General features: G+C 50.1%; 24 protein-coding genes and 1 tRNA gene. 15 read left to right on the top strand and 10 right to left on the bottom strand.

Going from position 1 to position 26,529, the window contains the following annotated elements:
- From ACZ5ZV_RS12360 to ACZ5ZV_RS12345, 4 genes are all read left to right on the top strand, one after another.
- Complete coding sequence (locus tag ACZ5ZV_RS12360; RefSeq protein ID WP_464117316.1) at nt 1–1,218, top strand: type II secretion system F family protein; 1,218 nt, start codon at nt 1–3, stop codon at nt 1,216–1,218.
- Nucleotides 1,219–2,796: a two-component system sensor histidine kinase NtrB gene (locus ACZ5ZV_RS12355; protein WP_464117314.1), complete on the top strand. Its 1,578-nt coding sequence runs from the start codon at nt 1,219–1,221 to the stop codon at nt 2,794–2,796.
- A 39-nt stretch (nt 2,797–2,835) separates the two neighbouring features.
- The gene (locus ACZ5ZV_RS12350; protein WP_464117312.1) at nt 2,836–4,242 is read left to right on the top strand and encodes a sigma-54-dependent transcriptional regulator; all 1,407 of its coding nucleotides are present in this window, start codon (nt 2,836–2,838) and stop codon (nt 4,240–4,242) included.
- A gap of 300 nt (nt 4,243–4,542) precedes the next feature.
- The gene (locus ACZ5ZV_RS12345) at nt 4,543–4,971 is read left to right on the top strand and encodes a ferritin-like domain-containing protein (RefSeq protein WP_464117310.1); all 429 of its coding nucleotides are present in this window, start codon (nt 4,543–4,545) and stop codon (nt 4,969–4,971) included.
- 90 nt (nt 4,972–5,061) lie between these two features.
- Here the strand turns inward: ACZ5ZV_RS12345 and ACZ5ZV_RS12340 are convergent, their stop codons facing one another.
- Both ACZ5ZV_RS12340 and ACZ5ZV_RS12335 read right to left on the bottom strand, forming a co-directional pair.
- Nucleotides 5,062–5,454, bottom strand: a complete 393-nt coding sequence (locus tag ACZ5ZV_RS12340; RefSeq protein ID WP_464117308.1) for a hypothetical protein — start codon at nt 5,452–5,454, stop codon at nt 5,062–5,064.
- A 102-nt stretch (nt 5,455–5,556) separates the two neighbouring features.
- Nucleotides 5,557–7,758: a phospholipase D-like domain-containing protein gene (locus ACZ5ZV_RS12335; RefSeq protein ID WP_464117306.1), complete on the bottom strand. Its 2,202-nt coding sequence runs from the start codon at nt 7,756–7,758 to the stop codon at nt 5,557–5,559.
- 174 nt (nt 7,759–7,932) lie between these two features.
- Here ACZ5ZV_RS12335 and ACZ5ZV_RS12330 point away from each other — a divergent pair, with 174 nt between their 5' ends.
- Complete coding sequence (locus tag ACZ5ZV_RS12330; protein WP_464117304.1) at nt 7,933–9,246, top strand: hypothetical protein; 1,314 nt, start codon at nt 7,933–7,935, stop codon at nt 9,244–9,246.
- Here ACZ5ZV_RS12330 and ACZ5ZV_RS12325 read toward each other — a convergent pair.
- From ACZ5ZV_RS12325 to ACZ5ZV_RS12315, 3 genes are read right to left on the bottom strand one after another with little or no spacing between them, the layout of a single operon-like run.
- A complete protein-coding gene (locus ACZ5ZV_RS12325) occupies nt 9,176–11,236 on the bottom strand; it encodes a M1 family metallopeptidase (protein ID WP_464117302.1) in 2,061 nt (686 codons plus the stop codon). The genes ACZ5ZV_RS12330 and ACZ5ZV_RS12325 overlap by 71 nt on opposite strands.
- Before the next feature lie 49 nt (nt 11,237–11,285).
- A complete protein-coding gene (locus ACZ5ZV_RS12320) occupies nt 11,286–12,008 on the bottom strand; it encodes a pseudouridine synthase (protein ID WP_464117300.1) in 723 nt (240 codons plus the stop codon).
- A gap of 12 nt (nt 12,009–12,020) precedes the next feature.
- A complete protein-coding gene (locus tag ACZ5ZV_RS12315; RefSeq protein WP_464117298.1) occupies nt 12,021–12,641 on the bottom strand; it encodes a murein L,D-transpeptidase catalytic domain family protein in 621 nt (206 codons plus the stop codon).
- Between the two features lie 261 nt (nt 12,642–12,902).
- On the opposite strand from ACZ5ZV_RS12315, the gene ACZ5ZV_RS12310 reads away from it, so the two are divergent.
- A complete protein-coding gene (locus ACZ5ZV_RS12310) occupies nt 12,903–13,658 on the top strand; it encodes a type 1 glutamine amidotransferase domain-containing protein (protein WP_464117296.1) in 756 nt (251 codons plus the stop codon).
- Complete coding sequence (locus tag ACZ5ZV_RS12305; RefSeq protein ID WP_464117294.1) at nt 13,655–14,611, top strand: sigma-54 interaction domain-containing protein; 957 nt, start codon at nt 13,655–13,657, stop codon at nt 14,609–14,611. The genes ACZ5ZV_RS12310 and ACZ5ZV_RS12305 overlap by 4 nt, the downstream gene beginning before the upstream one ends.
- Here ACZ5ZV_RS12305 and ACZ5ZV_RS12300 read toward each other — a convergent pair.
- Nucleotides 14,605–15,168, bottom strand: coding sequence for a hypothetical protein (locus tag ACZ5ZV_RS12300; RefSeq protein WP_464117293.1), 564 nt, complete (start codon nt 15,166–15,168; stop codon nt 14,605–14,607). The genes ACZ5ZV_RS12305 and ACZ5ZV_RS12300 overlap by 7 nt on opposite strands.
- 95 nt (nt 15,169–15,263) lie before the next feature.
- Nucleotides 15,264–15,494 (bottom strand): glycine zipper domain-containing protein, encoded by a 231-nt coding sequence (locus tag ACZ5ZV_RS12295; protein WP_464117291.1) that lies wholly within the window; start codon nt 15,492–15,494, stop codon nt 15,264–15,266.
- A gap of 173 nt (nt 15,495–15,667) precedes the next feature.
- Here ACZ5ZV_RS12295 and ACZ5ZV_RS12290 point away from each other — a divergent pair, with 173 nt between their 5' ends.
- On the top strand, nt 15,668–16,657 hold the full coding sequence (locus tag ACZ5ZV_RS12290; protein ID WP_464117290.1) for a Ppx/GppA phosphatase family protein: 990 nt from the start codon (nt 15,668–15,670) through the stop codon (nt 16,655–16,657).
- Here ACZ5ZV_RS12290 and ACZ5ZV_RS12285 read toward each other — a convergent pair.
- On the bottom strand, nt 16,641–17,768 hold the full coding sequence (locus tag ACZ5ZV_RS12285) for a baeRF3 domain-containing protein (protein WP_464117289.1): 1,128 nt from the start codon (nt 17,766–17,768) through the stop codon (nt 16,641–16,643). The genes ACZ5ZV_RS12290 and ACZ5ZV_RS12285 overlap by 17 nt on opposite strands.
- A gap of 154 nt (nt 17,769–17,922) precedes the next feature.
- Here ACZ5ZV_RS12285 and ACZ5ZV_RS12280 point away from each other — a divergent pair, with 154 nt between their 5' ends.
- Entirely contained in the window at nt 17,923–18,384 is a 462-nt protein-coding gene (locus ACZ5ZV_RS12280; RefSeq protein WP_464117288.1) for a host attachment protein, read from the top strand.
- A gap of 25 nt (nt 18,385–18,409) precedes the next feature.
- On the opposite strand, the gene ACZ5ZV_RS12275 is transcribed toward ACZ5ZV_RS12280, so the two are convergent.
- A complete protein-coding gene (locus ACZ5ZV_RS12275) occupies nt 18,410–20,176 on the bottom strand; it encodes an ABC transporter ATP-binding protein (RefSeq protein ID WP_464121415.1) in 1,767 nt (588 codons plus the stop codon).
- 185 nt (nt 20,177–20,361) lie between these two features.
- On the opposite strand from ACZ5ZV_RS12275, the gene ACZ5ZV_RS12270 reads away from it, so the two are divergent.
- Nucleotides 20,362–20,443 (top strand) — tRNA-Leu (locus ACZ5ZV_RS12270).
- Between the two features lie 96 nt (nt 20,444–20,539).
- Here the strand turns inward: ACZ5ZV_RS12270 and ACZ5ZV_RS12265 are convergent.
- Nucleotides 20,540–21,448 (bottom strand): S1 family peptidase, encoded by a 909-nt coding sequence (locus tag ACZ5ZV_RS12265; RefSeq protein WP_464117287.1) that lies wholly within the window; start codon nt 21,446–21,448, stop codon nt 20,540–20,542.
- Between the two features lie 275 nt (nt 21,449–21,723).
- Here ACZ5ZV_RS12265 and ACZ5ZV_RS12260 point away from each other — a divergent pair, with 275 nt between their 5' ends.
- The 5 genes from ACZ5ZV_RS12260 to nusA all read left to right on the top strand — a co-directional run bounded on the left by ACZ5ZV_RS12260 (nt 21,724) and on the right by nusA (nt 26,507).
- On the top strand, nt 21,724–22,926 hold the full coding sequence (locus tag ACZ5ZV_RS12260; RefSeq protein ID WP_464117286.1) for a porin family protein: 1,203 nt from the start codon (nt 21,724–21,726) through the stop codon (nt 22,924–22,926).
- Nucleotides 22,927–23,200: 274 nt separating this feature from the next.
- Complete coding sequence (locus ACZ5ZV_RS12255) at nt 23,201–23,884, top strand: hypothetical protein (RefSeq protein WP_464117285.1); 684 nt, start codon at nt 23,201–23,203, stop codon at nt 23,882–23,884.
- 4 nt (nt 23,885–23,888) lie between these two features.
- A complete protein-coding gene (locus ACZ5ZV_RS12250) occupies nt 23,889–24,326 on the top strand; it encodes a GNAT family N-acetyltransferase (protein ID WP_464117284.1) in 438 nt (145 codons plus the stop codon).
- 243 nt (nt 24,327–24,569) lie between these two features.
- A complete protein-coding gene (locus ACZ5ZV_RS12245; RefSeq protein WP_464117283.1) occupies nt 24,570–25,094 on the top strand; it encodes a ribosome maturation factor RimP in 525 nt (174 codons plus the stop codon).
- 15 nt (nt 25,095–25,109) lie between these two features.
- Entirely contained in the window at nt 25,110–26,507 is a 1,398-nt protein-coding gene (gene nusA / locus ACZ5ZV_RS12240) for a transcription termination factor NusA (RefSeq protein ID WP_464117282.1), read from the top strand.
- The last annotated feature ends 22 nt before the right edge of the window (nt 26,508–26,529 follow it).

Raw genomic sequence — 26,529 nt, 5'->3', positions numbered from 1 at the left:
ATGGCAAAGTTTCAGTACCAAGCGAAAAATGCAACCGGTCAAATGGTTCAAGGGGAGATTGAAGCCGGCTCTCAACAGGAAGCCATCATCCGTCTGCGTGCGCAGCAGCTTTTGCCGGTTCGTGTGGTGGCCTTCGGCGCGACTCGCGCCTCGGCCGGTAAAAGTGCCAGCATCTTTGCCCCGTCAGTGAAGGGGAAGGATTTGCAGATCTTCACACGTCAGTTTGCGACCCTGATCAACGCTGGTATTCCGGTGGTGGATTCTTTGAAGATTCTTTCAGAGGGTCTGCGCCCAGGGCTTTTGAAGGAAGCTTCGGCTCAGGTTAAAACCTCGATCGAAGGCGGGCGCCGTCTGGCAGAAGCCATGTCCCAGGTGCCGAATGTCTTTGATAAATTGTATGTGAGTATGATCCAGGCGGGCGAAGAGGCCGGTATTCTGGACGGTATTCTTCAGCGTCTGGCAAGTTACATGGAAAAGTCCGAGAAAATCAAAGCCCAGGTGAAGGGGGCCTTGGTTTATCCAATCGTCATCATCATCGTGGCAATGATTGTGATCGCGGGTATCCTGGTCTTCATCATTCCTAAATTTATGGAGTTCTTCTCGTCCTCTGGCAAAGAACCGCCAATGCTGACTATGATGGTGGTTTCCCTGAGTAACTCCATGATCAATAATTGGTACATCTATCTGGGGATTGCTGTGCTTGGCCCGATGGCATTGATGCAATGGCTGAAAACAGATGCCGGGAAGGACACCTTTGACCGCTTCATCATGAAAGCGCCGGTGTTTGGTGAGGTGGTGCAAAAATCCGCCATTGCCCGTTTGACAAGAACTTTGTCGACTTTGCTGGCATCCGGGGTGGGGTTGATTGAAGCCATTGAGATCTCGGCGAAAACTGCGGGCAATGCGGTGATTGAACAATCCTTGTTGCGCTGTAAAGAGTCCGTGACTGCGGGGCGTACTTTTGCGTCTCCTCTGGCGAAGGAAAAAGCCTTCCCGGACATGGTCGTTCAGATGATTTCCATCGGCGAGCAGTCCGGTACTATGGATATTATGCTGGGTAAGATCGCGGATTTCTACGAGGATGAAGTTGAGACGGCCGTAAAAGCCATGACCTCTTTGCTTGAACCACTTTTGATGGTGGTTCTGGGCGGGATTATCGCGGTTCTGGTTGTTGCGATGTATCTGCCGATCTTCAACATGGCGGATGTGGTTCAGTAGATGCGATTAAGTTTTGCTTTGCAGAAAAGTCAAAATCAGGGGCTGACGGTGGAGTTTGCACGCGTCAGCCTTTTTGCGTTGATTCTTCTGATCAGTGTTATTTCCAGTGTGTTTCAGGAAGGTTTCATCAACTGGCAGGTGCTGGGGCCGTTTTATGGAATTTTAAGCATTGCCTTCGGTCTGCACATCATGTGGTTTGCCGAATGGGAACGCCTGCTTAAAAATCCAAGCTGGCTTTTTGTCGGCTTTGTGGTTGATTCGCTCTTGATCTCATTGTTGATTTATCACTCGGGAATCAATCAGTCCCTGTTCCTGTTTATGCATCTGGTGAATATCCTGCTGGCGGGCATTGCCTGCCGTGGGGTGGGTGCGGTGACACTGGCGTTGTTCACAAGCATCTTCTTTACCATTGCGGCTTTGTTCTCTCCAGAGATGAAGGCCCTGAACTTCTTCTTTCTTCTGGCGCTGAATAACATTGCCTTCTTCTCGGTGGCGGCGCTTTCGGGATATCTGAGCGAACAGCTTCAGTCTGTGGGTAAAGAGTTGACAGAGACCGGAGCGAGTCTTCGTTCGGCCCAGGAGCTGAACGAAGTTTTGGTCGAAAATATTCCCACCGGAATGGTTTCGTTCACCGAATCAGGGGAGGTGGTTAAAGCCAATTCCTCTGCCGCCGAAATCCTGGGTTATCCGGATCTTGTGAATCAGAACTGGTATGCCTTGTTCCCTGAGACAAAAAAGACCGAAGGTCTGTTCAAGGGCGATGTGAAATACACTTCCCCCAATGACGCCAACCAAAAGATTTTGGGTATGACCCTGTCGAAGATCTACAGTCCCGAGCTGAAGGCTCATCTGTCGATCGGACTTTTTGATGATCTAACCAAAATTCGTCAGCTGGAGTATGCTGCCCGTCAAAATGAAAAACTGGCGGCGGTGGGGGGGCTGGCTGCGGGGATCGCCCATGAGATCCGCAATCCCCTGGCGGGTATCAGTGGCAGTATCGAACTGCTGACACAGACAGTGACCAATGATGATGACCGTCGTCTGATGAAGATTGTTCTGCGTGAAATTGACCGTTTGAACAATCTGATCACCGAGTTCCTGGATTATGCTCGACCGGAAGTGCCGCCGACAGATCCGGTGGACTTGTCGTCTCTTCTGACCGAGATTCTGGACTCCATGAAGCTCAATGCCCAGGTTCGTGCGGATGTTGAGCAAGTCCGTGAGTACGGCGACTCGCTGAAGATCCTGGGGCGCCGGGATAAGCTGAAGCAGGCATTCCTAAATATCATCATCAATTCTTACCAGGCTATGAATGATTCTCAGAATCCGCAGTTGGCGGTGAAGGCCCTGGTCACGGATAAAGAAGTGCGCGTGCGCATTCGTGACACTGGCAGCGGGATGAGTGAAGTCACGAAGAAGAAAATGTTTGAACCATTTCACACAACGAAACCCAAAGGCACAGGCCTTGGTCTAGCTGTGACACATAAGATTCTTGAGGGGCATGGGGCACAAGTCTTTGTCGAGAGTGAAGTGGGCGCAGGTACTGAGTTTATTTTGACTTTCCCCAGAGCGAACTGAGAGAATAGTTTTTAACACAAGGACGTGGGAGCACATAACATGAAGTCGAGAATTCTTGTTGTCGATGACGAAGAATCAATCCGCGAGTTTTTAGAGATCATGCTGAAAAAAGAAGGCTATGAGATCACTTTGGCGGAAGACGGCCAAAAAGCTAAAGACCTTCTGACTAAAAAAACATTCGATATGATCATCTCTGACTTGCAGATGCCTCATGTAACGGGGATCGAACTTTTAAAGCATGTCAAAGAATCCTATCCAGACACAGTGTTCATGCTGATCACAGCTTTCGGTACAACCGAAACAGCCGTGGAAGCCATGAAAATGGGTGCCTATGACTATCTGACCAAGCCATTTAAGATCGACGAAGTTCGTTTGAACATTCAAAATGCTCTTCGTTCCCGCAATTTGGAAGTGGAAAACAGATCCTTGAAAAAGGAATTGGTGAAAGAGTACTCCTTCCAGAACATGGTGGGGAACTCTCAGGCGATGCACGCAATTTACGATATGGTAAAACGTGTGGCGCAAACACCGACAAATGTTTTGATCACCGGGGAATCCGGTACGGGTAAAGAGGTGGTCGCCAAGGCGATTCACTATAACGGACCTTTGAAAGATCGTCCGTTTGTGACCGTGAACTGCGGTGCGATCCCGGAAAACCTGATGGAATCAGAGATGTTCGGTCACAAAAAAGGCTCGTTCACCGGAGCGGTGGCTGATAAAGCGGGTCTTTTCGAGGTGGCAGACGGCGGAACATTGTTCCTGGATGAGGTCGGCGAGTTGCCTTTGACGATTCAGGTAAAGCTTCTTCGTGCGATTCAGGAACGCGTGATTCGTCGTGTGGGTGCGACGGACGATATGAAAGTGGATGTTCGCATCATCGCGGCAACCAACCGTAATCTTGAGGAAATGGTACAAAAAGGCGGCTTCCGTCAGGATTTGTTCTATCGCTTGAATGTCATCAATATTAAAACTCCAAGCCTGCGCGATCGTCGTGATGACATCCCGCTGCTGGCCAATCACTTCTTGAAAAAGTACAACGAGCGCTTGAACAAGAATATCGGTGCGATCAGCGCTGAAGCCATGGAGATTCTGAAAAAGTACGACTACCCAGGAAACGTGCGTGAGCTTGAAAACATGATCGAGCGCACTGTGGCTTTGGAAGGTGGGGCGACGATTCTGCCGGAATCCCTGCCTCCGATGGTCAACACCTCGTCAGGGCGCAAGATGGCCTCTTCCAATGAAATCGAAATCGGTGACGATGGGGTGGATCTGGATAAGGTGATGGGTCAGATTGAAAAAGAACTTTTGATCAAGGCCATTCATGCTGCCGGTGGAGTGAAAAAGAGAGCGGCTAAATTGCTTCACATCTCGTTCCGATCCATGCGATATCGCATAGAAAAGTACAATCTCGGTGTGGTGGGTGACGACGAATTGGATGATGAATAAATCTGTTAAAATAGGCCCCATCGACCGCGTTGTGCTGCGGGCTTCTGCCCGTGTTCTTCTTGCGGTTGCGCAAGAATATCATGTTATTCTTGTCGTCGGGGCTTTCTCGCTTCGAAGTGCTTAGAGCACGCCTGCGCTGCGACCTTTTTGAACGGTTTTCCGGTTAAAAAAGGTCTTTTGTTTTTTAGAACATCTTTTATCGAAAACGATTATCAAGTTTGGTTATTTTCAGTAAGTTTTCACTTGTTGCTTTGAGGTCTGCTTTCTGCAATCATTCCTATGAATGGACAGGGAGGTCTTATGACAGATAAAAATAAAATCGTTGTTGATCTATTGAATGAAATTATCGAGATGGAGATCTCCGGCGTGGTTCGTTATCTTCACTACGCTTTGATGGTGAAGGGGCCTAATCGTATTCCTATCGTTAAATGGTTCCACGACCAGGCCAATGAAGGTTATCAACACGCGTCCATTATCGGTGAGAAAGTGACAGCCTTGGGTGGGCATCCCACTTTGCGCGTATCCCCAGTGCCAGAGACTAAAACTCACAAGGTTTTGGATATTCTTAAAGAAAGCCTTGAATTTGAAGAGGCAGCTTTGGAGAAATACAAAGCTGTTCTGAAGCATTGTCACGACGATGTTGCTCTGGAAGAATTGATCCGCTCAATGGTGCGCATGGAGACAGAGCATATCGAGGAAGTCGTTAAAATGCTCGACACCACTCACTAAAAGAGTCCTCAAGGAGCAAATAGCAAAAACCCACAGCCTGTCAGGACTGTGGGTTTTTTATTTTTCTCTGCATCAGAGGATGAGTTTTTCTTATTTGCACTCAAGATCGTGAATCAGTTCACTGGCGTAAGAATAGACCATGTCGTACTCGCCATCGAATTCTGATCGCGAAAACATCATGCCTGCGACCAATTCTGTGGCGTGACCACTTTCACGCAGTTCCGGCAGGCTGATGCCGTGCACCCGATAGGTTGTCAGGGTTTTGCCGGTAATTTTGTACTTCTTTTGCCCTGGGTTGCGGCCGCCAAATTCACCGCCATTGAGTTCTCTTTTATTGTCTAGTTTTGCCAGAACGTCGGCGCCGACTTGAATCAGCTTGAGTGTATGGGTGCTGGAGGCTGATTTGCACTCAGTCACCGCAACGAAAGATGCTTGAGAAGATGTGGCACCAAATAAGATCAGGGGAAGAATGAACTTAAGCACAAAAGGCCTCCTGTTAATTGAAGGCCTTTGTTTTATCAGACGGGGCTGGAGCCCCCAAATTTCTTTTACGTCATGTTGGGCTTTTAATAAAAAATTCCGGTTTTAGAATTCAGTGTCAAAAATTCCGACAATCAGAGCTTTGAAATAGTTTCTTTTCAGTTTCTCCTCAATAAGGCGGGAATCGCGTTTATACTGATTGTAGATGTCCGTCATTTCCCGGTTGTAGGCCGCTCCATAAATCATGGTGCCGTTTTCCATGTCGTGGAAGAAGCTGCGCTTATTCCAGTTCACAGATCCCAGGAACGAAAACACATCGTCGATCAAAACGATCTTAGAGTGTAAAATCACCTTGGGTTCGGTGTATTCGTAAAGGGCGATCTTTTCATATAGTTTGTTAACCGTGGGTTTGTTGGATTCACTTAAAATCCAGTCCACGGTGTCGCCCTTAAGATCCAAGCGTGTGATGACGGTCACCTCCACACCGCGGGCGGCCGCTCTCTCCAGGGCCTCAAAGATGGGTTTGGGCGGACGGAAATAGGGGGTGGAAATCATGATCTTTTTCTTTGCACTGTCGAGCATCTCAACATACAGGTCGATCAGGCGCTGTTCGTCTTTGTAGGGGACAGAGACATAGTGGCGAATCAGGGGCTCGCGGTTGTTAAAGTAGGATGGCGAGGCCTGTGAAGCCAGTGGCAGATTGATGTTGATACTGCGGAACTGCATGGTCTTGGCATCCCGGTCCCAGATGGTCAGGAAGTGGGCCGCCACTTTTTCGGTAAAATCTTGAGAGTGGATTTTAAACTCGAAATCCCGCCAGTGTACGAAACTTTCGTCTCCCTTGACGTAGTTGACCATGTCAGGGTTCGGATAATCGTAGGGGGTTTTGAAGATAAATCCGTCATGAATATTGCGGCCCCCAATGAAGGCCACGTTGTTCTGAGGCTGGGATTTTGACAGGGTCAAAAGCAGTTTGACGTGCATAGAGCGGTGCAGGCGATCAAAACGATCTCCCAACGAGCCTCCGGCCGGAATCTGATATTTCAGTTCCTGCAGCTGAATGTTGGGGTTGCGTGCGACCAGGGCGTGCAGCATTTTGACGTCCTTCTCCAAAGTGATCACACCCGCCACCAGAATTTTGATTTTCGTTCCACGCTGTGCATGAAACTCCAGCAGGCGCGCCATAAAGGTGCCATAGTAATCCGCACGGAACACAAGATAGGAAACATAGATACTGTCGAAATACGGAGCCTTTGAAAAATCCAAAGGCGCCAGCGGATCATGCAGACCCATGAAATTGGTCGGCAAAGGCTGACCCAGCAGAACCTCCGCCTTGGCCTTCAAAGAATCCTCCGCCTCTGGCAGATTGATGACAGCCGGCACGGCCTCGGGGCAGGTCATGGAATCAAATTTGTCGGTCAGGAAGAACTTCTGAATACCTGAAAGGTTGTCCGTGCGAGGCATAAGGCAACCCTCGACCAAGCTGTGCAGATCCAGATAAGGGTTTTTTGGTTCCACGAAGCGAGCGCCGTACAGAGCAGCAGCGCCTTTTTCCCCGGCCTTGAATTCGCATTCCTTCACCCATGGGCTCGGCACCAGGCGCAGGTTTTCGCCATTGTACTTGCTGTCATAAAGGCGGAAGGTCGCCGTCTGGCGAGCCCCATACTTTTTGTTCGAGAAAGTTCGTTTCACAGCAAATGGAGCATCACACGTGATGGAGGCCTCCAGGAAATCATTCTTTCTTTCCTCATAAGGATCATCATGGCTGAGTAAATAGTTTTTGATGCGAATTTCAAAATCAGAGCTGCGAACACGGTCAAAATTGAAGACGTGGTTGGGGCGGCCCTGAGTCAGCAAAAAATCATGGGGGTTCTTCAGTTCCACTTCCTGCCTTTGCTGGCGCCAGGGTGTCGTATCCTGCGCCAAAATGGATACCGGAGTGTCGGTGCGAACCGAGGACAGTAGGGCCTGAGCCTTTTTCAAATCGTCATCCTGCTTCTGCTGACTTTTCTGATACTGGGCCGTCAGGGTTTTGAACTCTTTTTCGTAAGGAGGTGTTGGGGGAGGAAACGCATCGTTCTTACGCGGAGAGTGTCCGTTGCCGCGTTTACGTTTGATGATTTCCAACTGCTCTTTGGTAATTTCAGACTGAAACTTTTCGCGATAAAGATTTTCAATAACAGGTTTAAGTTCCGATGGTACATTCACCGAACTGGGCTGTCTTTGCGGAGTGGTCTGGCAAGAAATCAAAGAAAGAGTCAGGCCCAAAAGTATCACGTTCACGGATTTGGTCATTGTCTTTTTCATTTAGAACCTATCGGAATTTGAAGGGTTTGTCTGAACACGGGCGGAAGGTCCATGGGCGGAGTTTAATCTTGTCTCAAATTGAGATGCCCAGCAAAGCCCTCATAGCGCTTGTCATCATTGCTGAATGATTCAGCGAAAGGCTGATTTTATTAGCGGTGTCCAGGGAGCCGTGATATGGCATTGCTCCTTATGCATCCTGATGATCTCAACTTTGATGGTGAACCTGTGGGTTCCTGTGCGTCGCGCTGTCTTTCGGTGATCGATGACTATAAAATACGCACGGAAATGTTTTCGGCCACAGCCAGTCTGCTGAAAAAAATCCGCAAGCTGGAAAAAGACCATGCTGATTTTTTGCGCTGGGATCAGTTGCTTTACGAGGACTGGTACAATCTGACCTTCCGCAAAGAGCGCTTGGCCGGCGAGCAGCTGGAGCGCCGGTACCGCACCCTCACGACCTTTCATCTTCATCTAAAACATGTCGCTGAAACCGCCAACGTCAGTTTGGCGCAGGCCTATGCACTGCTGAAGGAAGAAGAACACCAGTATCAGGCAGGGGACGAGGACTGGAAATTTGTCATCGAGAACCTGCGGCAACAGCGTTTGAAGTGGGCCAGTAAAGAGCCCGCTCCAGAAGGTGAAAACAGACTTGAACAGTTTGTGACAGGAAGTCTTTTTCCTGCGGCTGAACTGGCGGGGAGTTCCGAGGGCGGGCTGGGATCTTTGAATCGCCATTCCCGTTCTTTGTATTACTATTTCAGTGAGGCCGGGGATGACGTCATGAGCCGGCACTTTGCTGATCCTGCCGTGGGATACGATCTTTTTAAAGAGGTGTTTCAAATTGCCATGAAGTGCGGGGACTGGAAGTTGTTGGCGCGCCTTTGGCAAAATAGCAGCCTGTCCTACCAGCAGAAGCTTTTAAAACCCATGCCTTCGCATTTGAAGGATTTTTTGCATCAAATGATTGGTCAGGTTTCGCAGGAAGAGGCGCCCTCTTCCGAAATCGCGGAACAGGATCTGATCCTGCGCTCGACCTATCGAAAACTGGCGCGCCTGCTGCATCCGGATATGCAATCTGAATCTTCAGAGACCTTTCAGCAGTGGTCCTTGAAAATGTGGCAAAAGGTGCAAACGTGCTATAAGGCCCGGGACCATCAGGGGATCAGACGACTGGAACTGATTTGTATGGCCGAGCTGGGAAATCTCAGCAATCTGACGCTGGATGAGATCTATGAAAGTTCTTTGGTTTTTGCCGAAGAGCTGGAGACCTTGAAAAAGAATCTTCGCTCTTATCGTAAACATCCGGCCTGGAGATTTTCATCCCGCCGCGGTTACGCTGCTTTGACGATGAGAATCAGCCGGGAGCTGAAAAAGCGCTTCGGCCCCCTGGAGGCCGAAGTCAAAGCGATGGAAGATCTGCTTAAAGAGGTTTCTGCAGAGGCGACTGCAGAACCGGCCAAGTGCTTTTCAGGACAACCGGGCGGCCTTTAAAGACGAGCACACCGAAAGTTCCGTAGTGGGTCAGGCGTCCGGCCCATTCCACAGGATTGTTGTCAGCACTCCAGCGAACCCATACCACGGTCTGCTGGGGACGCTGTTTAAGACGAGCGACAAAAACCGAGCTGACCTCGTTCAGATTAAAGGTCTGCCCATCCACTGTCAGAGTTTTGTCTGTGATGTTGAACTTTTGATCCGCCAGCTCCTGCTTTATAAAGTTCACGAAGGAGGATTGATCCCCAATGAAAACCAGCGCACCTTTTTCCGGGATCGCGATGTCCTGAGTGAGGTCATGATAGACGTCTTTGCCGTCAGTTTTGGCAGACCAGACGTCGGCAAACCTGCGCGCATTTTTGTCGCTGGAGTCAAAGTAGTAATTGATTTCACTGCTGCCTAAAACCGAGGACAGCGTTGCCGGGCGTTCTTCGATGTAAAGATGGCGGAAGATTCTGAAGTCAGGGTCAATTGCGATTTTCACAGGGCGAGAGTGAGATGTGAAAGAGTAAACCTGACTTTTTTCCGTCAAACGTGCGATCTGTCGGATTTCCGCACCAGATTCAAGCGTCCACACGACAGGGATATTCAGGTCATAAGGTTTTTCCTGGGTTTGGCTCAGCATATAAGTGGCCGTGACGGAGCCATCATACCATTTCATCAGCTTTACATCGCTGAGTTCCAGTTGGGGAGCGCCCACGCGATCCAGCCACTGGCTGAAGAAGGGTTCCAGATTTTGGTTCGCGATCTTCTCGAAGCTTCTTTGAATATCTTGGAATGAAGTCTTCTTAAAAAGATTCTGTGTGTAGAAATCCTGCAGGGATTTGGTGAAGATTTCCTTTCCCAGGCGGAACTCGAGCATGTGGAAAAGCATCATCGACTTGCCATAGCCCACAGCCTGAGAGCTGGAGTTGTGACGACCCCGGAATTGGCGCAGAGGAAAGTCTTTTTCTGGTTGGCTGGTGACAAAGTCAGCATAATTGATCAGGGTATTCAGACGATATCCACGATCGTTGCCGGTCTTTTCCTGCTGCCAGTAATCTGACATATAAGTCGTCAGGCCTTCGCACCAGTTGCCTTTCTCATAGTCCACATAAACACTGTTGCCCCACCAGTTGTGCAGAACTTCATGTGGCAGAGAAGAATTCAGAATAAATGGCAGGCGCAGCACCGTGGGCCCCAGCAGGGTGAAGCCCGGCATGCCGTATCCGGTTTCCCAGAAGTTCTCGACCACCGTGAAGGTTGTATAGGGATAAGGGCCGATCAGTTGGCTGTAATGCTGGATATAGTCCGGAACCAGAGTCAGGAAACTTTGTGCCAAAGCGGGATCGGCCTTGCGAAGAAGGACCTGAATCCGTTTTCCCGAGGCGGTGTCCAGCTGATAGCTTTTAAAGGGACCCGCCACCAGATAGATTTCCTCCTGGGGATAGATCTCGACAAAACGGGCAATACGGCTGCTTCCTTGAAAGGCCGTGCTGGTGATTTGTCCTTGAATCAAAGATGTCCAGTCGGCAGGTGTTTGAACGGTGATTTCAAAATTGATCTGTGTGTCCAGGAAAAAGGGATACCAGTAGGTGCTGCCAAACAGTGTGGCCCCTTCCGGAGAGATCAAACCGTTGCTGTTGTCGTTTACCACGGGATCAAAGATCACACCAAAATAACTGACCGAGACTTTGTTGTCGCTGCTGCCCAAAGTCAGTCCGTATTCAGCATAAGGTTCTTGCGAGGTTGCGGGATGCAACAGGGCAATGGAGTCATCCGCACTGGTGACAGTGATCTGCAGGTCCTTGTGCAAAAGGAAGCTCAATTTGCGCGGAGAATCCTTCGGGAAGGTCAAAGTGTCCTGCACTTTGATCATTTTCAAACCAGGGGAAAGTTCGACACTCATTTTGTGATGAAGAGTCTGACCATGGGATTGCATGGACACAAGAAGGACGAAAAGAAGACCAATGACGATCATCAGTTTGTTAAGAGCCTGAGCTCGAGTCATGATTTACCTCGGAAACGGGGTCTGTTTCTACGCCCGTCCACCGAGGAGGTCAAAGGGATTTCAGTTTGTCTTTCAGGGGCTGCTCAGGATCAAAGAGAAATTGAATTTTCTTCCATTTCTCGCAAGGGGGGGCCTCAATAGAGACTTTTTCACCACTCCAGGGGTGAGTGAACTCCAGCCGAAGAGCCTTCAAGCACAGGCCTTCCACCCCTAACTCCGTGCGGAAGAAGCGGTTGTGATGAGAATCCCCATGCACGGCATCCCCTAAAAGAGGGTGGGAGATGCGGTTAAAATGTCGACGGATCTGATGATAGCGGCCGGTGTGAGGGGTGACTTCCACCCAGGAGTAACGGGCTGTTGGAAATTTTTTCCCGACGGCAACGGGGAATTCCACCGTGGCCAGGCGCTTATAGCTGGAGTGAGCTTCGACAAGGTCACCAGTGGAATCCAGTTCCAAAGGGATTTGAATGTCGTCGGCCTCTTTGACATAACCACGGACGACGGCCTGGTAGGTTTTATGGGTGGCTCTTTCCGAGAACAGCTTGCACAGTTGTCCGGCAGCCGGGGAGGAGAGTGCAAAAAGCAACACACCACTGGTCCCCGCATCCAGGCGGTGCACCGGGTAAACGTGTTGCTTCATCATCCGACGGGCATGGTACAGACAGATTTTATCGCGGGAAACACGATGCTCTGGGTTTTCGTGAGGGTGCACATGAAAGCCACTGGGTTTGTTGACGGCGATAAAATATTCGTCCTTGTACAGTAGCTCCACGAAAACTCTTTCTTAGGGCTGTCCCGCCCAGATGTAATACACGCTGCCACCTTTAAGCTGGCTGACAACCGTATTAATGTGTTTTTGCTCAACAGCCGGGCAACCCTGACTGCGCCCCAGTGGTTTGTACTGAGGATCGACGTACCAGGCGCCATGCACCACGATGGCGCGATTCATGGCCTGGTCGTTGGTTTTTTCCAGGCCGATCAGGCGCATCGAGCGTCCATGTTTACCACTGTATTCCGCACCGGTCACGTACATCCCGAGAGAGGACATGTTGGACCCCTCCACATTGGAAAACTTTTTCGCAAAACCGGTGTGGGAAGGATCTGAGCCCTTGCCATGGGCCGTCAGATAACGAGTCACCAGACCTGTTTTCATATCCACCACATACATGCGCTTGCTGTTGGAGCTTTGGGTGAAGTCAATCACGGTCAGGTAGTTCTTGTTGGTGATCTTGGAAAGATAGACATCGTAATAGCGCAGAGCCTTTTCCAATGGAACAGTGGGAATTTCTTTTTTCGGGTCCACATAGTCGTATTTGCTAAGGTCCACATCAGCGGGGCGAGGTTCGGCGAAGGCTGGGGCGATAAAGAACAGGCTGGCGATCAAGGTTAGGATGCAATGGCGCATGGGTGTCTCCTTGGAAGTGCATCCTTCTGCATCGGAGATTCGACTTTCTGACTTTACTGTCTGAGACCCGCAACTGGACCTTGGCACCAGAACATTTTGCATCAGGCGATCTTCTCTGCGGATTTACAGAAGGTTTTTGCCGGGTAAGGAATAGGGTTTTTCGTCCAGTTTGATCTGCTGTTGATTTGCACTCGGCGCGAGGGATTCTGGAGTTCCGCGGAGGTCTCAGAGAGGATAGAAGCCAGTGAAGGAGAACCCACCATGAAGAGCCATAAAGTTCTTTTTGTTCTGACCAGTACGGAACAACTCGGAGACACCGGTCATCGCACGGGCGCCTACCTTTCTGAAATCACACATCCCTATGACGAGTTTGTCAGAGCGGGCTACGAGGTGGACACCATCAGTCCCCGTGGTGGCAAGGTGCCTCTGGACGGCGTGAAAATGGATGATCCTTTGAATGCCACGTGGATGAATGACGAAGAGTTCTTAAGCAAAATTGAAAACACTTTGCAGCCCTGGCAGGTCAGCGCCAAAGACTACTGTGCGATCTATTTCGCCGGAGGACACGGTACCATGTTTGATTTTCCAGAGAACCTGCAGTTGCAAAAGCTGACTCAGGAAATATACGAAAACAACGGCGTCGTGGGCGCCGTCTGCCACGGATCCGCCGCTCTGGTGAACGTGCGCCTTTCAGATGGGGGCTATCTGGTGAAGGGACATGAGGTTTCGAGCTTCACCAACGACGAGGAAGAAACCGTGGGCATGGAAAAAGCCGTTCCCTTCCTGCTGCAAACGCGCCTGCAGGAAAGGGGAGCCCATCACACCTCCTCGCCAAAGTTCGCAGGCCACGTGGTGAAAAGCGGACGTTTGGTGACCGGCCAGAACCCGGCTTCCGCAGCCGGTGTGGGAAAGGCCATGGTGGAGGTCCTGGAAGTTATTGAAGAGGGCCGGATTGTTCCTGAGCAGAACTGGTGTGAGTGGCATGAACCACAACGGGAAGAGCGAGGTTCGCTGTGAGTCTTCCCAGTCATATTATCGGCAAAAGCCCGCGGTTCCTGGAAGTGTTGGAAATGGCCCGGCGTGTGGCCGCCAGTTCGGCCAATGTGCTGATCACCGGTGAAAGTGGAACGGGGAAAGAAGTCATTGCACGATTGATTCATGATCTGAGTGCGCGGCAAAAGAAAACATTTGTGCCGATAAACTGCTCGGCGATTCCGGAACCGCTGTTGGAGTCCGAGCTGTTCGGTTATGCCCGGGGAGCCTTCACCGGAGCGCACTGTTCGCGGCAGGGACTGTTTGAGGAAGCTGACGGAGGAACTTTATTCCTGGATGAAATCGGAGATCTGGATTTGCACTTGCAGGCAAAACTTTTGCGGGTGTTGCAGGAAAAGAAAGTCAAACGGGTCGGTGAAAATCATTACCGCCCGCTGAATCTGCGTATCGTGTCAGCAACCCACAATGACCTTGAAGAAAATGTGGAGGAGCGCCGCTTTCGCGAGGACCTGTACTTCCGTTTGAAGGTGGTCTCTATCAGAATGCCGCCGCTGCGCGAGCGGCCCGAGGATATTCTGCCCCTGGCGCGCCATTTTCTGGACAAGTTTTTACAGCGCTATCAGATGCCGGCCAAAAACTGGGGAAGGGACGTGGAGGATTTTCTTGTTTCGCGACCCTGGAGCGGAAATGTGCGCGAGCTGGAAAATAGCATTGAACGTGCCGTTGTGCTCAGTCCGGGGCCGGAGATTCCTCTTAAAATCTTTCTGGAGGACATTCCGGACAAAGATGAAAGCCTGGAGTCCATTTTTGAAAGACTCTTTCAGGCTCAGGGACGCTTTCTTTCGTTGGAAGAACTGAATCAGGCTTATATTTCGTTTGTATTGAAAACCAATCGGGGAGCCCGTGAAAAGAGCTCCCGTGACTTGGGAATTGATCGCAAGACCTTGTATCGCAAACTTCACAGCTCGCTTCAATGATAGCTCGTGGGTGTTTCGCTGGCGACCTCCGGATCTGGACGTGAGGCATAAGGACGTGAAGGTTCTTGGGATGGAGGCGGTGGGGTTGAGCGATGTTCTCGCTTGAACTCGCGCTCCTTGACAAAGTCCATGACCAGCGCGGCGAAGGCCTGCTCCAGTGAGCCCACGGGATGTTCTTGCTGACGGCGCTGTTCCTCTGCACGGACTTCCTGGCGATTCCGGGCAGCCTGCACTCCGGGCCAAGCCATGAAGTACACATAGCTCAGTCCTGCAAGGGCCAGAAGAACCAGCAGTCCGCTGCTGATCAATGTGGAATTCCAGATGATGATTCCAGCACGGTCATACTGCTTTGTTGATTCCAGCAGAAAGATAAAGAAACCGCCGCATATAAATGCAATGGCACACAGACCTGCCATGGTCAAAAACACGGCGGCACGGCTGCGGATGGTGATAGCGTCATAGATTTCCAGTGCGGTTTCCTTCAGGTTTCTTCGGGGTTTGTCATGCTTGGACCCCAGGCCAAGGAAAAACGGAAGAAACAAGCTAAGCCATTTCATAGCATTCTCCTGGTGTACGGTTCTTAGGTGCGGTTGCAAAGACCAGGGATGCACTGTCTTTGCAACCGATTTGTCATTGTTCAAGATTTGGTACGCTAGTGCTTACGATTGATCAGCGCTCCCGCCACAAAGCCTACAGCGGCAGCCCCCAGAATGGTGTAAAAAGGGTGGGCCTTCACAAATTCTTCAGAGGCATCAACACCCTCTTTGACCCTGGATTCGACGGCATGATAGCGGTCGCTCCAGGCGCTTTTCTCAAGGCTGTGTGCGACGTTTTCTTTGATGTCACCCATTTTCTTTCTGATTTCACCTGTTGTGGTTTCCATGTGTACTCTCCTTTGTTATGGATAAGTCGGTTTGGTATCCATAGACACTTTCGAAGCATTATTGGTGCCAGGTTTTTCCGCACGTAGAAGCTCTCTCACAGACTTTCAGAGGCAATTGGCCCCTTGATGACAGGAAACTTGCCCCAATACAGGTCTTCCGCTAGCATGACGGCATGAAAAAGATCTTTGTCCTGATTTCCCTTTTTTCTGCAACAACCTGGGCCCAGCCTTGTCTGGAAAATCGAGCCGCCTTAGACCTTGGCTCTGGAACGACCAAAGCCTATGTGGCCGAGGTGGATACATGTCAGAAGAAAATTGTGAAGGTTATTTTTGAAGACCGACTGCCCCTGGCGTTCAACGAAGCTTTGGAAAAATCTGCGGATGGAACATTGCCTGAAAAAGTTGTTGGTGAAGCAACTCCTCGTATTCAGGCTTTGTTGGGAAAAGTGAAGACTTATAATGTAAAGCGCATCACGGCGGTGGCGACTTCCGTTTTTCGTGTTGCAAAAAACGGCAGAGCCATGGCTCGGAACCTGTCCCGGGATTTGCAGATTCCGGTGGAGGTCATTTCTCAAGAGCAAGAGGCGGAACTGGGTTACTGGTCAGCTTTGGCGCAGAAAAATATTTCAGACACTCGTGACCTGATTGTCTGGGATATTGGTGGCGGATCGATGCAGATGTATTCCCGGGACAAGGGCCGGGTGCATATCTACGAGGGAGATCTGGCATCGGTGACGTTCAAGAATAAAATTTTGCAGATCCTGCAGTTTAAGGATCCCAAAAGTCATTCATCACCCAATCCGATCGGGCTACAGCGGGAAGCTGCTTTGCAGTTGGCGAAGAATCATGCTTATTTGAATGTGCCTGCCTACTTCAAAAAGAAGGCCTCACAGGCTCGCTGGGTCGGTGTGGGAGGTGTGATTTCCATGTCGGTGCAACGTCAGGTGAACAAAGAGGCTTCTCAGTTCACACAAGACGAATTAAATGAGGCACTGAAAAAGCGTGTCTGGCTGAAGGACAGTGAGATTCACAGCGATTATCGAATTTCTGACATCTCAAACATGGCTCTGGTGCTGGGCTATATGCAGGCCCTAAAAATTGAGAAGGTCGAAACAGCCCAGGCCTCATTGGGCCAAGGGCTGATCTTTAAGAATTTAAGATAGCGGCCGCCGGGGAGGTGCTGGGCATGTCGGCCTTCCCCAGGACAACCACCTCACCACCGTGGCGAATCACCTCGCAGGCAATATCATCAAGGACGTCATCATCCTTTGCGTTGGTTTGTTTTTCATGAAAGGTGATGTGACCGCTTCGACGATTCAGTTCGCCCCAGACTTCACTGTTATGTTGTAAAAACAGGGTGCGCACTTTGCCATTCATGGCAGCGCGACTGATTTTCACCAGATCGTCGATGACTTTTTTCTGGCGGTTCAAACCCTCCAGCTCATGAGCTGAAACATTCTTTTGCTGCGAGCTTTCCTTTTGCAGATAAATCTGCGCCTGGTGGATCAGCCCTTCCGTTCGATAGCTGTTACGTGAGGGCTCTCGTTTGAACAAAACGGGGTTGGGGTGGTGAGTGATTTCTTTGTAGGCATGAAACATGTTTTCGCTGGTGAAAACCAGCAGGGGAATTTCCTTAAAACCATGCTCTTTGCCGATCTTGGCTTCAATCCAGCGCAGGAAAAGTTTTAAACCACGTTTCTTACATTGTGTGTCCTCGGTTCCGCGGCCCCGCAGATGACTTTTTAAATGGGGGATCTGCGAGGTCTCGCTTTCATCCAGATGTTTCCAGTGGATGCTGTTGCTGTGCTGTCCTTGGTGGAACAAGAAGGTGTGAAGTTCTGTTCCGGTTCCGCCGTGGCAGTGAAGCAAAATGGCTTCACTGGGTGACAGGGTCAGAATGTGGCAGCTGCTTTCTCCCTGCAAATCCTGCAGCAAAGGGCGAAGATGAAAGGTTTCCGCCACGACGACTTTGGATGGCATGGTGTAGCCCGCCAGGTAAAAACCGGACCAGTGCTTGTTAACAAAAATAGCCATGCCAAAGTCAGAACGCTGCAAATGTTCTGCGGGATTAAAATTATACAGAGGTCCCAGAACCCGTTCCTTGTCACCATTGCGACGATCCAAAGAAAGCAGGTGAGCGGCCCGGCGGACCAGAGTTTCATACTCCAGCTGCAACGTTTTTTCCGGCATGCCGGGAATATAGATGGAAATGCAAGGGCCCTCGGTGACCGAGGTGAGTTTCAGTAAGTCATCTTGAGTGAGTTTATCGAGCATGAGATTCTCCGGGAAAAGAAGTCCATCCTTATCTTCAGCTCTTTTAGAGGGTAGTTCAAAGTGTCTTGTGACAGTCCTGTGTAAGGGGTCATGTTGTTGAGAGGATGAATTGTTCGATATAGTAAAAGAAGAACCCTTCGCAGAGAGGATAATCATGAAAACTTGGATTGTTGTGGTCAACCGATGTGAGGCGAAGATATTTGTCAGTGATCGCCGCGGCAATAAAGGTGGGGATGTACAGTTTGTCGAAAAACTGGAAAATCCTCGGGGACGACTGAAAGCGATTGATATAGATGCGGATCGTCCCGGTTTTATGCCGAGCTCTAATATTTATGGGGGACGACTTGCAAAAAAACAGTCTCCGCCAGAGCGAATTTCAGAGATGTTTGCGAAGAAGGTGGCTGCGCGTTTGGAAGAGGCGCGTTTGAAAAATGCCTTTCAGGATCTGGTGCTGATTGCTCCGCCAGCTTTTTTGGGCAAAGTGCGACAGAATTTCTCCCGGGGTTTGCGTGAATGTATTCTGAAGGAGATCCCCAAGGATATCACTCAGACAGCGACCGGGTTTGATTTGAAAGAAAGAATCTGGCCAGAAGAGCAGGCTCGCATTGAAATCTGAATCTGAGATCTGAACAGGAATGCACCTATAGCGGTGCATTCCACAGTTGATAGTAAAGCTTTCTTTCCTGCAGAAGCTGCTGATGGGTGCCGCTTTCAACAACTTGACCTTGAGCCACAACATAGATGTTGTCAGCCTGGGTCACAGTTGAAAGGCGGTGAGCGATGACAATCGTGGTGCGCCCCTTGGTGGCTTCGGCTAATGAGGCTTGAATCACGGCTTCCGTTTCGTTGTCCACGGCCGAAGTTGCTTCATCCAGAATCAGAATCGGTGGGTTCTTTAGAATGACGCGCGCGATGGAAAGACGCTGGCGTTGTCCGCCAGACAGCTTCTGTCCTCGTTCGCCAATCAGCGTGTCCAGCCCCTGGGGAAGTTTTTCGATAAATTCCATCGCATGGGCCTTGCGGGCGGCCTCAATGACCTGATCACGGGTGGCCTGAGGATTTCCATAGGCGATATTCTCGAAAATGGATCCTTGGAACAAGAACACATCCTGGCTGACCAGGCCGATGTGGCGGCGCAGATCCTGAGGATCGCAATCCTGAACGTCTTGACCTCCACAAAGAATACGACCGGCTGAGGCTTGATAGAATCCCAGCAAGAGTTTTGTGATCGTACTTTTTCCAGAGCCGGTTGGTCCCACGATGGCCACGGTTTGCCCAGCGGGAACGGTGATATTCACGTCCTTCAGAATCGGCAGGCCGTTGCTGTAGGCAAAAGACAAGTCTTTGAATTCGATGCCTTGGGAATGATCAAAGTTTCTTCGTTCTTTCGCCAGTTCCAAGTGGACCGGAGTTTTTAGCAAATCCAGAACACGGTCGGCCGATGCCATGGCACGCTCAAACAGATCGACGGTGTCTGCCAATCCTGTCAGCGGCCACAGCAGACGTTGTGTCAGGAAAACCAAAACCCCATAGAATCCGACATTCAACTCGCCCTTTAAGGCCATCTGTCCACCCATGATAAAGGTGGCAATAAAGCCCATCAGAACCGCCATGCGAATCAGGGGATTGAAGGCGGAGGAAACTTTGATGGCCTCTTTGTTGGCTTGCAGGTAGCTGGAGCTGTCTTGCGCGACCTTGCGGGCCTCAATCAGTTCTGAAGTGAAGCTGCGGATCGTGGCCATGCCGGCGATATTGTTTGCCAAGCGCGAGCCGATATTCCCGGCCTTTTCACGCACGTCCAGATACAAGGGTGCGGCTCGTTTTTGAAAATAAAAAGCTCCCCACAGAATGATCGGGATCGGAAGAATGGCAAAGACTGCGATGTTCGGAGCCATGGCAAAGAACACCGCGCCAATCAAAAGGACGGACGTAAAGACCTGGATCAGACTGTTCATGCCCACGTTCAGGAAGCGTTCCAACTGGTTGATGTCATCGTTTAAGATGGAAACCAGTCCGCCCGTGCTGCGGTCTTCAAAGAACGACATATCCAGCTTTTGCAAGTGCTCATAAGCCTCGGTGCGGAATTCATGTTGTAAGGATTGAGCCAGTCCACGCCATTTCAGAAGCAGCAAGTACTCAAACAGCGACTCAAACATCCAGATCAGAAGTGTCAGCACAGATAGCAGCAACAGTTGATGCCACGGGGACTCAACACCGAAGCGGGCCAGAAAGGATTTCTCCTGATTGGCCACGACATCGATGGCGATACCAATTAAAATTTCCGGCGCGATATCGAAGGCCTTGTTCAAAAATGAAAACAAGGTACCCAGATAAAAATCGCGCCGGTGCTTTTGGGTGTATGAAAAAAGACGAGAGAACGATTGAAACGAGCTTTTAGAGTGCGCCATAGATCGTGGGGTGTACACCTGAAGGCCCAGAGCGTCCATGAATATATGTCCACGGCGGCGGGATGAAAGTTTGCTGAAAAAACGAGCAAAACTGTGTCGAGAGGGGACTTTTTCCCCCTTTCTTAATTTTTTTTAAAGAAATCTCTTGAGTCTTTACCGCAAACTCATTACAAAAGACTCCTCATGCGGGTGTGGTGAAATGGTAGACACAGGAGACTCAAAATCTCCCGCGAAAGCATGGGGGTTCAAGTCCCTCCACCCGCACCAACTTCCTCTTTCTCGGAAGTTGGTGCAAAAAAACAAAAAGCGACCGGAAGGGTCGCTTTTTTTATTTGTACTCCAAGTAAATTCTCAAATGCAGTGCTAGTATTGGTAGCGATCCAGCTTGGCGGATTCTTCACGAATCCAGTCCAGGTTTTCGCGAACATCAACATAGATCGCAACCCCGTGGCAAATACGAATATCGCTGTCTTTAAGCGCCTTGTGGTCCACGCCCATGGATGTGATGCCAAGCAAGGTCAGGCCCTCTTTGGTTTCGGCATAAAGGGCTCCGCCGGAATCGCCGCTGCAGACCCCTGTGTGTGGCTGTTCGACGACAATCGTTTTACTTACACTGACAGTGCGGTTGGCGCGGGCCAGGTAGAAGCTATTACCCAGGATGTTAGAGGCGGAAGATTTCGTGAAACGTAAAGTTCCAGAGTCACCGGACTTTTCCCGGGTGGATCCGTAACCGCTCATGACCAGTGTGTCTGTCGGGGCTGGAGTGAAGTTGGCAGAAGGCAGACCGCGGATTTTATAACCCTTGGGGACACCGCCTTTGAACTTCAGGATGGCAATATCATAAGTGGCATTATGAATAGAGCCGGACTCGGTGTAGTCTTCATTGACGGCTTTATCGACGACAAAGCGAAGGGTTCTTTTGGGGGCTGAATTCACGCAGCCCGCATTGTTCGTGAAGGCAATGGCGATGGCCTTGGAGTCAGAAGGCGCACAGTGAGCCGCAGTCAGGACTTTATCATTGGCAATCAAAGTGCCCGTGCAAATACTCTGCTCTTCATTTTTATTTACATTGATAATCAAAACAGTGGAAGCGCTCAGCTCATTTCCAGAGCCCAGAATCTGCCCACCGACGATCCCATAAGAGTTTCCGGTGAGTTCACAGTTCGAAGGCTCCAGGTCTGTCGTCAGATTCTCACCTGAATCAGAGCTGCACGCGGTAAGCACACAAAGAGAAAGAACAGCCACAGAGGAGCGTAACAAAGAGCGGATCACAGAGATCTCCTTATATATAAGGTGAAGTTTTACCAAATTCATCCCCAGTCGGGGGCATTATGATCCCGGTTTGCAAGAATTTCAGAAAGCGTACTGGAAGTTGTCACAATTCCTGTCACAGGCCCCTTGCAGGCTTTTCAGGGGGGTGACGAAGAGCGCGGGGATATCAAGGACTTAGACGGGAAGGCCGAATTTTGGCCGGGTTGGCATCAGGCTTGCTCTATGCGACCAGTGACTAAAAGGTTTTTATATAACCAGAACTACGAGGAGACCCTATGAAAAAGTATTTCTATATACTTGCGGCCTTGAGCATCGCGCCGACCTTTGCTCTGGCTCAGAGTATTGAAAGCGATGTTGATGCTGAGCTTGATCAAATGTATTCAAGCCAACAGGCTCCTGCAGCCCCTGCGGCTCAGGCCGGTATTGCCAACACAGCGCCAGTCAGTGGCCAGCCTATTTATATTCTGAATCAGGCAACACCGACTTCCAATGCGCAGTTGCAGCAACAGCAGATTCAAAAACAGCCGACAACTATCATTGAGGCGTCTCCTCTGACAGAGTCCCGCGCGGAACAAATCCGCCGTGCACGTCAGGATGCGGAACTGCAAACTGAACAAAGAATCGTAGAGAAGCTTGAAACTTCCCGTATGGAAGATGAAAAGAAAAGAGCTGCGGTTTTGTTCGGTGATAAGTTCAATCAAATGAACGAACAACAACAGGTTCAACAGGTGCAGCAACAACAGGTTGTTCAGCCTGTGTATACGCAGCCTGTTCAAGTTCAGCAGGTGGAAGAACCCAAAGAAAACACACGCGACATCATCCGTGAAGAACTGGCTGCTGCCATGAAAGTGGAAGAAGAAGCGGCGATTGCTCCGATCGAAACGAAGTATGTTGCCGGTGTTCTGGGTGTGGGTGACTATCCAGATGTCAGCAATGTTAAAGGGAACTACGCTTTGGGTGTGGCTTTCGGTAACAAATACGACAACTTCGTGATCGAAGGTACGTTCCTGTACTCCAACTATTCTGTTGAAGGTCAGGGTTACTACACTGGTGGTGGTTACGGTTACAACTATCCGTACAACAACACAGGTGGTTACTGGATTCCGGACAATATCGACGTGAATCAGTACTCCGGTCAGTTGGCAGCCAAGGTTCAGTTGTTTAACGGTATCATCAGACCTGTTATCGGTGGTTTGGTGTCTTACTCTTACCGTTCATTCTCTTGGTCTAACGACAATGTTTATGGCTACACGAACGATACAACTGCAAACTCTCACGCGATTGATGTGGGTACTATTGTAGGTGCGGACCTTGAGTTCAGTCCGAAGTATTCTTTGGGCTTGGATTTCCGTTACATGTGGAATCTATCCAGCCGTGTGAACGCGAAAAACACGTTCATGTCTGGACCTCAGTACAGTAATCCGATCGAAAAACTGCAGTACTACGTAATGTCTATTGTCGGACGCGTAAATTTCTAATTTAATAGATCTTAAGTTAATTATTAATTCCTCAGTGGTTTCAACCCCCGTCTAACAAGGCGGGGGTTGTTTTTTTCGCGGGCTTCGGCAGATGAGCTTTCTCTGCGTTGCTGCGTCGTCGACGTGCTGGTAGCACGCCTTCCTCCTTGCGCCTTGATAAAACTCATCTTCCGAAGCCCTTAGTTCTCGGGTTTTCTTGCGCGGACGCGCAGGATGTCGCAGCGTCGGCAGACGCGGAGACTGGACTTCGTCGGCTACGCCGAGGAGGCTGGAGGTGCGGCAGCACCGCAAGCTGGACTTCGTCTGCTTCCTTGGGCATAGTCTTTTTATGCGCTTCTTGGTTCTATTGCTTATTTTTGTGGCGACCTCGGCTTCGGCGGCGACTCTGGTGACAGAGACAGTCGGGCAGGTGTCGGACTATGTGGTGACCAGTCGCGAAGTTCAGATTTCCATAGCGATTGGCCATGCCCTAGCGGCAGATAAGGCCAAGGCGGCTATTCCAGAGCTGCGCCCCGGGCAGGCTGAATTCACTTCAGCCGTGACTCAGGTTTTGTTGGAGCTGGTGGTGGCGCTGGAAGCAGAAAACTTCAATGTGGCGGCCGTGCCGGACGGGGAAGTGCAAGAGGCGCTGAGCAAAATCGATCGAGTCATGGCCGGCAGGGCTTATTGGGCGCAGATCGAGCCCACCTCTGCGGAAGTGAAGAAATTTACGATACGCAAGCTGGCAGCGAAAAGTTTCCTGAAATTTAAAACCAACTCCATGACCGGGATTATCACGGATCAAGAGGCTCAGGTTTACTACGAAAACAACCGCGCCAAGTTCGGCAGCTCTCCTTTTGAGGGCTTCAAGGAAAACATTAAGACCTTCCTCGCCCAGCAGCAGTTGGAAGAGCGCATTCGTGCTTGGTTTGAAGTCATTAAGCGCAAGTACAAAGTGCGCAACTTTGTGGCGGAATAAGTCTATGCATATTGAAGTTCTGAAGGGTTCTCATAAACCGGCCATGCGCTCTCTGGTCGATGCCATTCATCAGGAGCAGGGTCTGCTGCCGCAGTTTTATTGGCCGAACGATCTTTTAGGGGCCGAACTGGCGACGGCGGAGGCCCTCGGGGTCTTTGAAGGTGAGACTTTGACGGGTTTTGTGCTGTATCGGGAAGTTCCCGATGTCTGGGAGATATCCCTGGTGGCCACGCACCCCCAGCACCGCCGCCGCGGCTATATGGAGAAGCTTCTGGCTCACATGATTGCCGCAAAGGGTCAGGGGCGATCTATTTGGCTGGAAGTTCATGAAGAAAACGTGTCGGCGCAAAAACTTTATGAAAAACTCGGATTTAGAGAGGTTCGCAGGCGACCTCGCTACTATAAGGACGGCGCGACCGCGATTTTGTACTCAGTTTCTTAAGCTCTGGTGACCCCCAAGGCCGAGGTCGAGATAAACCCTTGCACTTTCTCGATTTTATTGCTAATTTAGATCCGTTCAATGGGCCCTACAGGCCCATTTTTTTTTGTACCGGCCCCGCCCGGGCAGTTCCCACAAAGTCGAACCCAACACGTACGACGAGGTAGCTGAGACAGGTTCTTAGGGGCTTGTTAAGGCGTATTAGTATTGCCCTGAAGGGGCGTATAGTATTTAGGATTGAGAGAAATGTCACAGTCTCCTGCTTGGATGGCAAAGATAGAAAAAATCGCCAGCGACGTGGCAACCGCGCAAGGTTGTTTGCTATACGACGTTGAATTCGTTGGCATGGGCAAGGGCAGAACACTGCGTTTGTTTATTGATAAGAATGAAGAAGGAGCAATCAGTATTGATGATTGCTCCAATGTCTCCAGAGGTTTGAGTGAAATTCTGGATGCAGATGAAGAGCTGATCCCTGGGGGCGAGTACAATCTCGAAGTTTCAACTCCGGGGTTGGATCGTCACCTAAAGCAGCCTTGGCATTTCCAGAAAGTGGTTGGCAAAAAAGTCTATATCAAGACTGTGAAGCCGTTGGAAACCATGGGTGTCGAGGATAAGAAGTGGAAGAATGCCAAGACAGTTGAAGAAGTCTTGGAATCCGCTGACGATCAGGGCGTTCGCTTCGTTGTGAAGGATGTTGAAATCAAAATCCCTTACGCAATGATCGACAGAGCAAAATTGGTTTTTGAATTTACTAAAGGTCAGAAAAAGTAACGAGAGAGGAAAATCATGGCTGAAAATGTGTTTTCAGATCTTTCCAAGGTGATTGATCAAGTCGGAAAAGACAAAGGTATCGACAAGCAAGTTGTTATCGATGCAATCACTCAGGGTATGTTGGTAGCTGCACGTAAGAAGTACGGTACTTACCGTGAAATCGAAGCGGCCTACAACGAAGACACTGGCGAAGTTGAACTTTTTGAGTTCAAAGAGGTTGTTCCTCGCGAAAAATACATCGACGAAGAAGTTGAAATTCCATTGGACGAAGCTCAGAAGCTGGATCCAAATGTGCAGCTGGATGACTCTATCGGTATCAAGTTGGAAGCTTCCGACCTGGGCCGTATCGCTGCTCAGACTGCAAAACAAATCATCATGCAGAAAGTGCGTGATGCGGAACGCAACATCATCTTCAACGAATTTGAAGAGCGCAAAGGTGAAATCGCTTCCGGTATCGCTCGTCGTGTTGAAAAAGGCGCGATCGTTGTCGATTTGGGCCGCACTGAGGCTTATATCCCGCCTCGTGAGCAGATCCCGGGCGAACAGTACAAGCCAGGCGATCGCATTCAGGGTTACCTTTCTGAAGTTCGTCAGACGACACGTGGTCCTCAGATCATCATGTCCCGCGCTGATGAACGTTATTTGATGAAACTTTTTGAAATGGAAGTTCCAGAGATCTACGACGGTGTTGTCGAGATCATGGCAGCCGCTCGTGAACCAGGACAGCGCGCGAAAATCGCGGTTCGTTCCAAAGACAACTCCGTGGACCCGGTAGGGGCTTGCGTGGGTATGAAGGGTTCCCGTGTTCAGAATATCGTTCAGGAACTTCGTGGCGAGAAAATCGACATCGTTCCTTGGGACGAGGATATCACTCGTTTCGCGTGCAACGCCTTGGCGCCTGCGGAAATCTCCCGCGTGTTCCTGGATGATGCCAACCGCGAAATGGAAATCGTTGTTCCGGACTCTCAATTGTCTTTGGCTATCGGTAAACGTGGTCAAAACGTGCGTCTGGCAGCGAAATTGACTGGCTGGAAGCTGGATATCATTTCTGAATCTTCAGCGGCGTCCCGCACAGCGGAATCCATCTTTAATTTGATGTTGATCCCGGGCATGAACGAAACGATGGCGCAAAACATCTTCCAGTCCGGCTTCGGTTCCTTCCAGGCTGTGGCGATTGCAAGTGTGGAAGAATTGATGACCATTCCTGGCTACGACGATCCGGATAAGGCTGAAAAGCTTTCCAAAGAAGCCAAAGGCCTGGTTGCTAAATATGAATCTGAAGGCATTCCTGTTCCAACAGCGCCTTCTGTTTCCAAAGACAAGCAATCCAACGTGTCTGCAAAAGAGCAGGCCGACCTTCTGTTGAAACAAGAGTTGAAAAAACTCGATCAGCAAGAAGCGGAAGAAGAATAATTTTTTTGGATAGAGAACAACT

This window comes from Bdellovibrio sp. HAGR004, from assembly GCF_055397015.1.
The sequence above is the reverse complement of the archived record's forward strand: the minus strand, read 5'-3'. Positions and strand labels throughout refer to the sequence as shown.

Coding starts and splice junctions, on each gene's coding strand:
- ACZ5ZV_RS12360 (WP_464117316.1), top strand. CDS start 1: ATGGCAAAGTTTCAGTACCAAGCGAAAAATGCAACCGGTCAAATGGTT.
- ACZ5ZV_RS12355 (WP_464117314.1), top strand. CDS start 1,219: ATGCGATTAAGTTTTGCTTTGCAGAAAAGTCAAAATCAGGGGCTGACG.
- ACZ5ZV_RS12350 (WP_464117312.1), top strand. CDS start 2,836: ATGAAGTCGAGAATTCTTGTTGTCGATGACGAAGAATCAATCCGCGAG.
- ACZ5ZV_RS12345 (WP_464117310.1), top strand. CDS start 4,543: ATGACAGATAAAAATAAAATCGTTGTTGATCTATTGAATGAAATTATC.
- ACZ5ZV_RS12335 (WP_464117306.1), bottom strand. CDS start 7,758: ATGAAAAAGACAATGACCAAATCCGTGAACGTGATACTTTTGGGCCTG.
- ACZ5ZV_RS12330 (WP_464117304.1), top strand. CDS start 7,933: ATGGCATTGCTCCTTATGCATCCTGATGATCTCAACTTTGATGGTGAA.
- ACZ5ZV_RS12325 (WP_464117302.1), bottom strand. CDS start 11,236: ATGACTCGAGCTCAGGCTCTTAACAAACTGATGATCGTCATTGGTCTT.
- ACZ5ZV_RS12315 (WP_464117298.1), bottom strand. CDS start 12,641: ATGCGCCATTGCATCCTAACCTTGATCGCCAGCCTGTTCTTTATCGCC.
- ACZ5ZV_RS12310 (WP_464117296.1), top strand. CDS start 12,903: ATGAAGAGCCATAAAGTTCTTTTTGTTCTGACCAGTACGGAACAACTC.
- ACZ5ZV_RS12300 (WP_464117293.1), bottom strand. CDS start 15,168: ATGAAATGGCTTAGCTTGTTTCTTCCGTTTTTCCTTGGCCTGGGGTCC.
- ACZ5ZV_RS12295 (WP_464117291.1), bottom strand. CDS start 15,494: ATGGAAACCACAACAGGTGAAATCAGAAAGAAAATGGGTGACATCAAA.
- ACZ5ZV_RS12290 (WP_464117290.1), top strand. CDS start 15,668: ATGAAAAAGATCTTTGTCCTGATTTCCCTTTTTTCTGCAACAACCTGG.
- ACZ5ZV_RS12285 (WP_464117289.1), bottom strand. CDS start 17,768: ATGCTCGATAAACTCACTCAAGATGACTTACTGAAACTCACCTCGGTC.
- ACZ5ZV_RS12280 (WP_464117288.1), top strand. CDS start 17,923: ATGAAAACTTGGATTGTTGTGGTCAACCGATGTGAGGCGAAGATATTT.
- ACZ5ZV_RS12275 (WP_464121415.1), bottom strand. CDS start 20,176: ATGGCGCACTCTAAAAGCTCGTTTCAATCGTTCTCTCGTCTTTTTTCA.
- ACZ5ZV_RS12260 (WP_464117286.1), top strand. CDS start 21,724: ATGAAAAAGTATTTCTATATACTTGCGGCCTTGAGCATCGCGCCGACC.
- ACZ5ZV_RS12250 (WP_464117284.1), top strand. CDS start 23,889: ATGCATATTGAAGTTCTGAAGGGTTCTCATAAACCGGCCATGCGCTCT.
- ACZ5ZV_RS12245 (WP_464117283.1), top strand. CDS start 24,570: ATGTCACAGTCTCCTGCTTGGATGGCAAAGATAGAAAAAATCGCCAGC.
- nusA (WP_464117282.1), top strand. CDS start 25,110: ATGGCTGAAAATGTGTTTTCAGATCTTTCCAAGGTGATTGATCAAGTC.